The sequence below is a fragment of the Streptomyces sp. CA-288835 genome (genome assembly GCF_050936385.1).
In the GTDB taxonomy this organism is placed as follows: Bacteria; Actinomycetota; Actinomycetes; order Streptomycetales; family Streptomycetaceae; genus Streptomyces.
Map to the genome: position 1 here is coordinate 7,629,189 of NZ_JBNJMW010000001.1, position 11,415 is coordinate 7,640,603.

Sequence of the window (11,415 nt, forward strand, 5' to 3'; positions counted from 1 at the left end):
GGGTGCCATGCGTGGTTCCGAGATCCCGGTCCGGACCGCGTGGCGGTCCCGCGCCTCGCATCGCCGGCCAGGCTTGCTCGAGGCAGAGCAAGCCTGGCCGGGCAAGTCGGGCCGGTGACCGCAGTCGGGCGAGTGCGGGCGAGTGCGCACGATCAGTCGCGGCGGATCAGTTCCGGGTCGATGCGCCGCCCGACGAGCGGCAGGGTTCCGAGGACGGACACGGCCGCCACTCCCGCTGCCGCGAGCGCGAGCACCGGGAGGCCGGCGAAGTCCCAGTAGATCTCGCTGCCTCCGGTGATCAGATAGCACGCCTCGGCGAGCTTGCCCGTCACAAGCGCCAGGGCGAGGCCGATGCTCAGCGGCAGTACGACCTGCACGCACTGCGCGGCCCGCATCGTCCGCGCCCGCGCGCCGATGAGCGTGACGGCGGTGACCTGTGCGCGCCGCTCCACGGCCCGGTCGGTGGCCGAGACGACGAAGGCCGCGGTACCGATGACCAGGCCCATGATCATGCCGACGGCGAGCAGGGTTTCGAGGACGGCGATCTGCTCGAGGCCCTCGATGTTCACGCCGACCAGCTGGACTTCGGCGATCGGGGCGACGGCGGCGATGCCGTCGAGGACCTTGCGGACCGCGTCGGGATCGGAGCTGCTGGTGAGGGCGTACTGTCCGAACTGCCCCGCCTCAGGGCGGGCGCCCTCAGGGACGTCGGACGGAGGGACGAGTACGGTCGCGTTGCTCGCCATGGACGGATCGAACGGCGTATACGTGACCTTGTCGGAGGAGAGGGTGATGGGCAAGCTCTTCCGCTGACCGCCTTCCCGCAGGTGGAACGTGAAGGACGCTCCGGGGCGCATGCTCGTATCCCCACCCGTGTTCGTGTTGTGGAGCACCAGTACCTTCCCGTCCACACAGCCTTCCGAGTGCTGCGCCATCTTTGCCAGTTGGGCGCAGGTGGCCACCAGGGCGGTGGCCCGCGGCTGGATCTCGGAGCTGGTGTCATTGGGATCTGTCCATGAGTCCATCACCAGGGCGTGGGCCCGTACCCCCGATACGTCGGCGAGCCTGCGCTGTTGCTCGCTGGTGATAGTGGGCAGGGCGACGGAGTAGTCCTGCACGGGAGCGGACGGCCGGGTGACCTGGTCCAGTTGGATCAGTACGCCTTGGGCGAGGGAGGCGGAGAAGACGAGCAGCACGAGGCCGGTGACGACGCGCATGGTGCTGCCGGGCTCGACCTCGTTGCGCCGCATCGCCAGATTCAGGGTGAGGGATTGTGTGGTTCGCGCCAGTCGGCGGGCGAGGGCGTACGAGATCAGGGGCAGCGTCAGCACGAGCCCCAGCCCCGTCAGCAGAATGCCTGCCGGCATCACGAGTGCGTTCAGGCCAATGCTGTTTGCGGGGCGATCGGTGAAGCCGGTGGCGCAGTAGCCGACGACGATTCCGAGGCCGGTCACCAGCAACAGGCCACCCCACTTGGTGGGGCGCTTGGGTGCGGCGGTGCGGCGTACCGCCAGTGGATTGGCGGCGGCATCGCGTGCGCTGGCCCGGCCGACGAACCAGGCCAGGAGCGGGCAGCCGATCAGACAGACGGCGATGGTGGTCGCGGACGGCGCGCCATCGTCCGGGTACCACCTCAGGCTGGGCAGGCCGGTCCGGGTCATCACCTGGTTGAGGACCCAGTACTCACCGAGGCCGATGATCGCGCCAAGCAGCGCGGCTACGACGCTCTCGGCGGCGTTGACCCGCTGGGTGCCCTTGGTGCTCAGGCCCAGCAGACGCAGGGAGGCGAGGCGGCGGTTCCGGCTGGCCGCGGAGAGCCGGGCGCAGACGGAAAGGAAGATGCCAAGCGGGAGCAGTACGAGTGATCCCATGGCGAAGCGGACGTAGGTGAGCGTGGAGGGTTCGATGGCCGGGGAGGGGGCGTAGCTGTATCCGAAGCTCTCCAGGGCGCGGCCCTCGTCAGCAATCTTGTCGCGTGTGGTGCCGACGTAGGCGAACAGTTCGTCGGGATGGGCGAGCCCTGCCGCGCCGATCAGACCCGCCTCTCGGCCTGGCATGAGTCCCTTGACCGCGGGCTGGTCACGCAGCAGGTCGTGTACCCGGGGGGAGACGAACACCTCGCCCGGCTCCGGGAGTTCCTTCAGCCCTGGCGGGACCTTGGCCGCGTCCTTGGTGTTCTCGGTCCCCTTGGCGATGAACACCCGGGTGAAGCCCTTGGACCCGTACGGGTCGGTGCGCTGGAGGACCAGCGTGGCACCCGCGGGCTGTGCCGAGGCGGTCTCCGGCTGTCGTGCGGCGGCCCGGCCGTCGTGTGCGTCGAGGATCTGCGGAATGGTGAGGACGAGGGCGAGGCAGCAGACTCCGAGGGAGCCGCCGACCGCCATGAGGAAGAAACGTATGCGGTTGCCGCGGCCGGCGCCGAACAACAGGCGCAGGCCGAGCAGGAACTCCCTCACGCCGCCCCCCGAGAGGTGAGCACGCCGTCGGACATCGTGTAGTGGGTGTCGGCCTGCGCGGCGACGGCGGGATCATGAGTGACCAGGATGACGGCGGTGCCCTGAGAGCGTGCCAGGTCGAGGAACTCCTTCAGTACGGCAGAGGCGTTGGCGCTGTCCAGGGACCCGGTCGGCTCGTCGGCGAAAACGACGGCCGGGCGGTGGACCAGGGCACGGGCGACCGCGACGCGCTGACTCTGTCCACCCGACACCTGCGACGGGCGGCGCTCACGCAATTCACCGATCCCGAGCCGGTCGAGCACCTCACCGGCGGCTGTGAGTGCAGGCCGCTTGCGCTGCCCGGCCAGGCGCAGCGGCAGAGCAGTGTTCTCCTCGATGGTCAGCTCGGGCAGCAACTCGCCGTACTGGAAGACAAAACCGAAGCGTTCCCGGCGCAGCGCACTGATCTCTTCGTCGGTGAGGCTGCTGAGCGTCTGTCCTTCGAACCGCACCTGTCCGCGCGCGGGGGGCAAGACTCCCGCGAGGCAGTAGAGCAGCGAGGACTTGCCCGAACCACTCTGCCCCGTGATGACGGCGACCTCCCCTCGGGAGATCGAGAGATGGGCATCACGGACAGCCGGCTGCTTGCCGTAAGAGAGATCAACTCCCTTGGCAGAAAGGACTTCTGACGTACTGATGGCTTCCCCCAAAGAAGCGACCGGGCCCAGGTGGTCAACCTGGGCCCGAGACTTGCCGATGTGCTATCGCTTACGTGTCGTAGTGCGTAGTGGCCGAACAACTGCCGGGGTTGAACGCCCCCTTGTCACGGCAGACGCGGATTGTACGCGTCGTCGGTGTAGCGCTGCGGGGGCCCAGTTGCGGAAGTTCAGAGGAACGCTCTGTCGCTTCTTCCCTAGTCGCTCGCGCGGCGCCCCGCTCTTCCGGCGTAACGGGATGCCGTTGAGGGCCTCCCCGGTCGGGTGGTCGCGGGACCGTGGTGGGTCGCCAACTGGCAGCCCCTGCAAGAAGTTTCCGGCATTTTCAGAGGCCCGGCTTCCGCTTCGGGAGGTGGGCCTCTACTATCTGCGGCACCGCAGGCTTGCAAGCTTTCAGCAAGAAACTTCACCGGCTGTTCCATGGCACCCGCAATGCGCCACCTTCGATGGAGAAGGACCCCACATGGCCAGTAGATCTCTCTCCGGCACCCTCGCCTTCGTAGCGGCCGCCTCGGCCGTGCTCGCCGTCCCCGCGAGCACCGCGTCCGCGTCGCCGCCCGGTGGCAAGGACGTCACCGCCGTCCTCTTCGAGTGGAACTTCGACTCGGTCGCCAAGGAGTGCGCCAGCACGCTGGGCCCCGCCGGGTACGGCTACGTGCAGGTCTCCCCGCCCGCCGAGCACATCCAGGGCGCGCAGTGGTGGACCTCGTACCAGCCGGTCAGTTACGCGATCGCCGGACGGCTCGGGAACACCGGCGACTTCACCGACATGGTCGCCGCCTGCCACAGCGCGGGCGTGAAGGTCGTCGTCGACACCGTCATCAACCACATGGCGGCGGACAACGGCACCGGCACCGGCGGCTCCACGTACAGCAAGTACGACTACCCGGGCCTGTACTCGTCGAACGACCTCAACGACTGCACCTCGCGCATCAGCGACTACACCAACCGCGCCGACGTCCAGAACTGCGAGCTCCTCGGCCTCGCCGACCTGGACACGAGCGAGGAGTACGTACGTTCCGCCATCGCCGGCTACATGAACAAGCTGCTCGGCTACGGCGTCGACGGCTTCCGTATCGACGCGGCCAAGCACATCCCGGCGGGCGACCTCGCCGCCATCAAGTCGCGGCTGAGCAATCCGGACGCGTACTGGAAGCAGGAGGTCATCTACGGCAGTGGAGAAGCCGTCCAGCCCACCGAGTACACGGGCAACGGGGACGTCCAGGAGTTCCGGTACGCGTACGACCTCAAGCGCGTGTTCAACAGCGAGAACCTCGCCTACCTCAAGAACTACGGCGAGGGCTGGGGCTACATGAGCAGCGGCGTCTCCGGCGTCTTCGTCGACAACCACGACACCGAGCGCAACGGCTCCACCCTCAGCTACAAAGACAATGCCAACTACACCCTCGCCAACGTCTTCATGCTGGCCTATCCCTACGGCGCGCCCGACATCAACTCCGGCTACGAGTTCTCGTCCACGGACGCCGGCCCGCCCAACGGCGGTGCGGTCAGCGCCTGTTGGCAGGACGGCTGGAAGTGCCAGCACGCCTGGCCGGAGATCAAGTCGATGGTCGCCTTCCGCAACGCCACCCGCGGCGAGCCCGTCACCAATTGGTGGGACAACGGGGGCGACGCGATCGCCTTCGGGCGGGGTGACAAGGGGTACGTCGCGATCAATCACGAGTCGAGTTCCCTCACCCGGACCTACCAGACCTCGCTCGCGGCGGGCACGTACTGCGACGTGCAGAGCAACACGACCGTCACCGTGGACAGTTCGGGGCGGTTCACAGCGACCCTCGGTTCCAATACGGCCCTGGCGATTCACGCCGGAAAGCCGAGCTGCTGAGCCACCGCAGCCAGCAGCGACTACAACTGCTGAAAGTTCTTTCCTGTGGTTTCAGAAGTATTGCAGCAAGCCTTTCGGCGGCGATACGGTCGCTCGGGGTCGGACCCACGAGAGCCGTCATCGCAAGGAGTCCACATCCGTGATACCGAGATGGCAACCGGCGTCGCCGCAGCGCCGTACCGCCCGTACCAGCCGAGTCGCTGCGGTCACCGTGACCGCGCTGGCCGCAGTGCTCGTCCAGGCAGCCCTCGCGGCGCACGCGAACACCCCGCCTCCGCCTGCGCCGCCGTCCGGCGCCAGGCCCGCCGCCGAGCCCGCACGCCACGACCTCACCCGCGACACCGAAGCAGACCCCAAAGCCGACACCAAGGCCGCCCCCAAGGCCGAGGCCGTCTGGCTCGACGCGAACACCGTCGCCTGGAACGGCGCCAAGTCGGCCGCTTCCACGCAGCTGCTGTACGCCCATGACGGCGACCTCTCCGACGCGCGCCGCCTGCGGCTGCGGGGGAGCGAGCTCACCGAAGCGCAGAAGGAGGAGTTCCCGCACCTGGCGAAGTACACCGCCTGGTCCGTCGACCCACGCGACCGCGACCGGGTCCGAGAGGCCCTACGAGGCCGCATCGTCGCCACCCAACTGGCCGCCAACGGCGCCGTGGTGGCCGAGACGGGGGTGCAAATCGCAGGCGTACTCGACGATCTGTACGACGCGACGGACGCGGACCTCGGCCCGGTGTTCCGCAAGGGCAGGCCCACGCTCTCCCTCTGGGCGCCCACCGCCCAAAACGTGTCACTGGAGATCGGCGAGAAGGCCGCCCCCGTGCCGATGAAGCGGGACCGCGACACCGGCGTCTGGTCGGTCACCGGTCCCAAGTCCTGGAAGAACAAGCCCTATCGGTACGTCGTGAAGGTCTGGGCGCCCACCGTCCAGAAGGTCGTCACCAACAAGGTCACCGACCCCTACTCCCTCGCTCTGACCACCGACTCCGAGCGCAGCCTCGTCGTCGACCTCGCCGACAAGTCCCTTGCCCCGAGCGGCTGGTCGGGCCTGAGGAAGCCGAAGGCCGTCCCGCTCAAGGACGCCCAGATCCAGGAGCTGCACATCCGGGACTTCTCCGTCGAGGACAGGACGGCGAAGCACCCCGGCACCTACCTGGCCTTCACCGACAAGCACAGCGACGGCTCCCGGCACCTCAAGAAGCTTGCGCAGGCCGGGACTTCGTACGTCCATCTCCTGCCCGCCTTCGACATCGCCACCATCCCGGAGGCGAAGGACAACCAGGCGGCCCCCGGCTGCGAACTCGCCTCGTACCCGGCCGACTCCGACCAGCAGCAGGAGTGCGTGGCGAAGATCGCCGCGAAGGACGCGTACAACTGGGGCTACGACCCGTACCACTACACGGTGCCGGAGGGCTCGTACGCCACTGATCCCGAAGGTACGGACCGTACGGTCGAGTTCCGGAAGATGGTCAAGTCCCTCAATGAGGACGGGCTTCGGGTCGTCATGGACGTGGTCTACAACCACACCACCTCCAGCGGCCAGTCCGGCACCTCCGTGCTCGACAAGATCGTGCCCGGCTACTACCAGCGGCTGCTCGCCGACGGCTCCGTGGCCACCTCCACCTGTTGCGCCAACACCGCACCTGAGAACGCCATGATGGGCAAGCTGGTCGTCGACTCGATCGTCACCTGGGCCAAGCAGTACAAGGTCGACGGCTTTCGCTTCGATCTCATGGGCCACCACCCGAAGGCCAACATCCTCGCCGTACGCAAGGCCCTCGACGCGCTCACCCTCGAGAAGGACGGCGTCGACGGCAAGGCGATCATCCTCTACGGCGAGGGCTGGAACTTCGGCGAAGTCGCCGACGATGCCCGCTTTGTCCAGGCCACGCAGAAGAACATGGCGGGCACCGGCATCGCGACCTTCTCCGATCGGGCGCGTGACGCGGTGCGCGGCGGCGGCCCGTTCGACGAGGACCCGGGCGTCCAGGGCTTCGCCTCCGGGCTCTTCACCGACCCCAACTCCTCTGCCAACAACGGAACTTCGGACGAGCAGAAGGCCCGTCTGCTGCACTACCAGGACCTGATCAAGGTGGGGCTCTCCGGCAACCTCGCCGACTACCGCTTCACCGACTCCAGCGGCAGGCAGGTCAAGGGCTCCGAGGTCGACTACAACGGGGCGCCCGCCGGGTACGCGGACGCGCCCGGCGACGCCCTCGCCTACGTGGACGCGCACGACAACGAGTCGCTGTTCGACGCGCTTGCCTTCAAGCTGCCGTCCTCGACGAGTGCGGCCGACCGCGCTCGTATGCAGGTCCTCGCCATGGCCACGGCGACTCTCTCGCAGGGACCGGCGCTCTCCCAGGCGGGCACCGACCTGCTGCGTTCCAAGTCCCTGGACCGCAACTCGTACGACAGCGGCGACTGGTTCAACGCGATCCACTGGGACTGCCGGGACGGCAACGGCTTCGGACGCGGCCTGCCGATGGCCGCCGACAATCAGTCCAAGTGGGCTTACGCCAAGCCTCTGTTGGGCTCCATCGAAGTGGGCTGCCTGCAGATCGAGGGCACCTCGGCCGCGTACCGGGACCTGCTGAAGATCCGTACGAGCGAGAGCGTCTTCGGGCTCTCCACCGCCGGGCAGGTGCAGTCCCAGCTGTCCTTCCCGCTGTCCGGCGGCAGGGACGAGACGCCCGGAGTGATCACGATGCGGCTCGGCGATCTGGTCGTCGTCTTCAACGCGACGCCCGAGCGGCAGACCCAGCAGATCGCGGCGCTCACGGGGAAGCCGTACGCGCTGCATCCGGTGCAGGCCGCGGGCTCGGACCCGGTCGTCAAGGGTTCGTCGTACGAGCCGGAGTCCGGCACCTTCGCTGTCCCGGCCCGCAGTGTCGCCGTCTTCTCGCAGGCCGCAGGCCACCAGCTAGGCTGACGGCAAGAGCCGTAGAACAGGAGTGCCCATGCCGCAGATCACCGTCGACTACTCGGCGCCGCTTGCCGACACCTTCGACCGGAAGGGCTTCGCGCTCGCGCTGCACACGATGGTGGTGGAGACGGCCGCCGCGAAGCTCCCGGCGTGCAAGACGCGGTTCCGGCCGACAGAGGACCTGGTGATCGGCGGGGAGGCGGAGGGGCACGCGCTGGTGCATGTCATGATCGCGCTGCTGCCCGGTCGTACCGAGGAGACGAAGGCGGCGCTGACCGAGCGGACGCTGGAGCTGCTACGGGCCCATGTGAAGCCCGCCGGGGTCACGCTGCACGCTTCCGCGGAGGTGCGGGACCTGGACGCCTCGTACACCAAATTCGAGGAGTAGGGGCAGAGCGAGTAGGGGCGTAGGGGCAGAGCTACGACGCGAGCGCTACGAGCCGACCGACGAGGTCCATGAACGGGCCCTCGGCCGGCTCGTCCTTGAGCATGCGGCGCAGCAGATTCGCCATCTCGTCGTCGTACGCCGCGCTCACCGCCGCCAGCGCCGCGAAGTCGTGGACGAGCTGTGCTTCCAGTTCGGCGCGGGGGATGCGGCGGCCGTCCAGCCAGATCAGGGCCGTCGACTCGGCGAGGGAAATCCAGGAGCGGATGACCAGTTCCAGGCGGGCGGGCGGCCGGTCGATGTCCAGATGCGCCAGTATCTGCAGGTACGCGGCCTGTCGTACGCCGTCGACGAGGGCGTTGGTGGCGGAGGAGCCGACCGCCGGGCCGCCTCGCATCAGCGCCGAGAATCCGGGTCCGTGCTCGTCGACGAAGTCGAAGTACCGGCGCATCACCCGCAGCAGCCGCGTGCCCAGCGGGCCTTCCCGCGGTTCCACGAACCGGGTGGCCAGATCGTCGGCGGCACGCTTCAACGCCGCCTCGTACAGGCTGAGTTTGCCGGGAAAGTAGTGGTAGACCAGAGGCCGGGAGATACCGGCGGCCGAGGCTATCTCGTCGATGGAGACCTCGTCGGGCGAGCGTCGGCTGAACAGCTCGAGGGCGACGCCGATCAACTGCTGCCGTCGTTCCTCGACACCCATCCTGCGGCGTACCTGTACCCCGGTTGTCATGCGAACACCTTACCGATCGAATCCGGCCTCCAACGGGACGGTGCCGTAAGGGTGTTCACATGTCCAGCGCCCAGCTGCGTGTGTCTGTGGGCGTCCGGTGGGCGTCGGGTGGGCGTCCGCGGGAGTTGGCCGCCGGGGCCGGGTGTGGTTCGGTGGGGGGCCCGATTGAGCGTGGGGCGCCCGGGAGCCGTATCGAGTACAGGGCCCTTGCCGGGGCTCTCTGCGGCGTGGAGTACATGTCGCCGGACGTGACCGGAGGAAAAGATGAGGTTGACGCGACACAGTCTGGCCGCGGCCGGAGCAGCCGCCGCGCTGGTGCTGCTGACCGGCTGCGGCTCGGACGACGGCGGGGAGAAGGTCCCCGCGACCGCGACCGGAAGTCTGGAGAAGATCGCGGGCCAGGCCGGCTGCAAGCCGAACATGCAGATGGACGAGGACACGATCCGGCAGGCCATCTGCAAGAACTCCGGGGACAAGTTCATCCTCGCGACGTTCGCCACCGACCGCGGTCAGCGCGAGTGGCTGAACTCGGCGAAGGACTACGGCGGCTACTACCTCGTCGGCCGCAAGTGGGTCGCCATCGGCAAGGAGAAGACGGTCACGGCGCTGCGCGGCCAGCTCGGCGGGATCATGGAGGAGGGGTCCGAACACATGAACCCCGGTGGCAGTCACAACAAGGGCGGTCACCACGGCTGACCGCAAGGGCGGTCAGCACGGCTGGCCGCCCGGGTCCGGCGCACTTCGAGGGCAAGCGAAAGCCGGCGGTGGGAATCCCACCGCCGGCTTTCTACTGCTTACTGCCTACTGTGCTACTGGCAGTCCTGACCGCTGTTGATGCACTCGACCACCTGGTTCATCGTCTCCTCGTCGAAGAAGTTGATGAAGTCGTTGTGGTCGGTGATCGGCTTGTGCAGCTCAGTCGGGAAGCCGTCCACCGCGAACGGGTTCACGAGCTGTCCGTTCTCGATCTGCGGCGCCGGAACGTCGTAGACCAGACGGGCCTGGAGCTGGGGGATGGCCTGGAAGCCGTTGTCGCAGCTACCGTCCTCGTTCACGAAGGCCACGTGGTCACGGTGGTTGGCGCTGTCGATGTTCTGGCCGTCCCAGCAGCTCTGGAAGTTGGACGTCCGCACCACGGAGCTGCCCTCGGGGCAGATCGGGTACTTGTCCGTCAGCTGCCGGTCCTCGAAGCCGGTGCAGCTCCAGTTCGTGTTGGCGTTGGCGAGGCCGTTGGAGAAGGCCTTGGCGTCACCGGTGATGATGCGCAGGGCCTGCGGCATCGCGACGACGTCGCTCGTCTTGTTGCCGACGAACTTCAGCTCCGCCTCGACGGGTTCTTGGATCGGGCCGATGTTGCCTTCGGCACCGCCACCGAGGTCGTTGGCGTCGAACTCGTCCTCACCGTTCTGCAGGCGCAGCACCGGCCAGTAGTACGACGACTTGTCGCCCTGGTTCTCGCAGCTGGTGTCGGCCTGGAGGAACTCCTCGTCGCTGGTGAAGGCGTCGTTGTCCTGGTTGCCGACGTAGTCGTGCGTGTGCTGCGCACCGTTGTCGACACCCGGAGCGACGATCACGTTGTCCGAGTTGTGGTTGTCGTTCCCGTTGGTGCCACAGCTCGTGGTGAAGGTGCCCGTAGAACCGGAGTCGCCGTTCGCGGGGAGCCCGTTTCCGTTCACACCCTGCGGGCCGCCGTTCGGCTGAACCTGGGTGATGTCCTGGAAGTCGGCCGCCACCGGGCCGCCTTGCTGGCCCTGGTCCTGACCGTCACCTTGGTCCTGGCCCTGGTCCTGACCGTCACCCTGGTCCTGACCCTGATCCTGGCCATCGCCCTGGTTCTGATCCTGGCCATCGGCCTGGTCCTGGCCCTGGTCTCCACCGTTGTTGATCTGGTCGGCCGGCACACCCTCGCACTGGGCCATCTGCTCGGCACCCTGCGGAGGCTGGCCGCCCGCGTTCCGGATGTTGATGTTCATCCGGTCAATGGCGGCCGCCCGCTTGGACTTCAGCGGGCCGAGAATGGCGTTGTCGACGTAGCTGGAGTCACCGGCCTGAGCCTGACGCGTGTCCGCGAGACGCGTGTAGGCCTCCGAGACCTGCTGGTCGAGCTTCGCCAGCTCCTGGTCGACACCCTGGCGGGCGCCGTCCGGCACATCGGTCAGAGCCTGACCGACGTCCGGGCATTTGATCGTTGCCACCCCTGCGGCAGTCGTCTGCGCGTTCTGCTGTGAGTTCTCCTCACCCGCCGATGCGTAGATATTGGCCGCGAGCAAGCCGCCGCCACCCAGCGCGAGAGCCGCCGATGCGGCTATCGCCCGGTTGGCGAGCGTTGAGCGGCGTTTTCGGTTCGTGCGTCCCATGGAACTCCTCTGGCTTCCTTGCG

Annotated in this window: 8 protein-coding genes; 4 read left to right on the plus strand and 4 right to left on the minus strand. The window is 67.8% G+C overall.

From position 1 onward, the window contains the following. Positions 1–152 precede the first annotated feature (152 nt). Both ACQEVY_RS34430 and ACQEVY_RS34435 read right to left on the minus strand, forming a co-directional pair. Complete coding sequence (locus ACQEVY_RS34430) at positions 153–2,456, minus strand: ABC transporter permease (RefSeq protein ID WP_432953272.1); 2,304 nt, start codon at positions 2,454–2,456, stop codon at positions 153–155. After that, positions 2,453–3,133, minus strand: coding sequence for an ABC transporter ATP-binding protein (locus ACQEVY_RS34435; protein WP_432955560.1), 681 nt, complete (start codon positions 3,131–3,133; stop codon positions 2,453–2,455). Before ACQEVY_RS34435 ends, ACQEVY_RS34430 begins: the two co-directional genes overlap by 4 nt. Before the next feature lie 481 nt (positions 3,134–3,614). On the opposite strand from ACQEVY_RS34435, the gene ACQEVY_RS34440 reads away from it, so the two are divergent. The 3 genes from ACQEVY_RS34440 to ACQEVY_RS34450 all read left to right on the plus strand — a co-directional run bounded on the left by ACQEVY_RS34440 (position 3,615) and on the right by ACQEVY_RS34450 (position 8,308). Beyond that, on the plus strand, positions 3,615–4,997 hold the full coding sequence (locus tag ACQEVY_RS34440; protein WP_432953273.1) for an alpha-amylase: 1,383 nt from the start codon (positions 3,615–3,617) through the stop codon (positions 4,995–4,997). Positions 4,998–5,136: 139 nt separating this feature from the next. Beyond that, complete coding sequence (gene pulA / locus ACQEVY_RS34445) at positions 5,137–7,926, plus strand: pullulanase-type alpha-1,6-glucosidase (protein ID WP_432953274.1); 2,790 nt, start codon at positions 5,137–5,139, stop codon at positions 7,924–7,926. A gap of 28 nt (positions 7,927–7,954) precedes the next feature. Further along, positions 7,955–8,308, plus strand: a complete 354-nt coding sequence (locus ACQEVY_RS34450; RefSeq protein ID WP_432953275.1) for a 5-carboxymethyl-2-hydroxymuconate Delta-isomerase — start codon at positions 7,955–7,957, stop codon at positions 8,306–8,308. Between the two features lie 31 nt (positions 8,309–8,339). Here ACQEVY_RS34450 and ACQEVY_RS34455 read toward each other — a convergent pair whose 3' ends face one another. Beyond that, positions 8,340–9,035 carry a TetR/AcrR family transcriptional regulator gene (locus ACQEVY_RS34455; protein WP_328772148.1) on the minus strand — a complete coding sequence of 232 codons (696 nt, stop codon included), beginning with the start codon at positions 9,033–9,035 and terminating at the stop codon, positions 8,340–8,342. Between the two features lie 264 nt (positions 9,036–9,299). Between ACQEVY_RS34455 and ACQEVY_RS34460 the strand changes: the two genes are divergently transcribed. Further along, complete coding sequence (locus ACQEVY_RS34460; RefSeq protein ID WP_432953276.1) at positions 9,300–9,731, plus strand: hypothetical protein; 432 nt, start codon at positions 9,300–9,302, stop codon at positions 9,729–9,731. Positions 9,732–9,844: 113 nt separating this feature from the next. Here the strand turns inward: ACQEVY_RS34460 and ACQEVY_RS34465 are convergent, their stop codons facing one another. Then, positions 9,845–11,392 (minus strand): DUF1996 domain-containing protein, encoded by a 1,548-nt coding sequence (locus ACQEVY_RS34465; protein WP_432953277.1) that lies wholly within the window; start codon positions 11,390–11,392, stop codon positions 9,845–9,847. Positions 11,393–11,415 lie beyond the last annotated feature (23 nt).

What these genes read in the sequence shown, in the direction of transcription:
- ACQEVY_RS34440 (WP_432953273.1), top strand. Translation starts at nt 3,615, where the DNA reads ATGGCCAGTAGATCTCTCTCCGGCACCCTCGCCTTCGTAGCGGCCGCC.
- ACQEVY_RS34450 (WP_432953275.1), top strand. Translation starts at nt 7,955, where the DNA reads ATGCCGCAGATCACCGTCGACTACTCGGCGCCGCTTGCCGACACCTTC.
- ACQEVY_RS34455 (WP_328772148.1), bottom strand. Translation starts at nt 9,035, where the DNA reads ATGACAACCGGGGTACAGGTACGCCGCAGGATGGGTGTCGAGGAACGA.
- ACQEVY_RS34460 (WP_432953276.1), top strand. Translation starts at nt 9,300, where the DNA reads ATGAGGTTGACGCGACACAGTCTGGCCGCGGCCGGAGCAGCCGCCGCG.
- ACQEVY_RS34465 (WP_432953277.1), bottom strand. Translation starts at nt 11,392, where the DNA reads ATGGGACGCACGAACCGAAAACGCCGCTCAACGCTCGCCAACCGGGCG.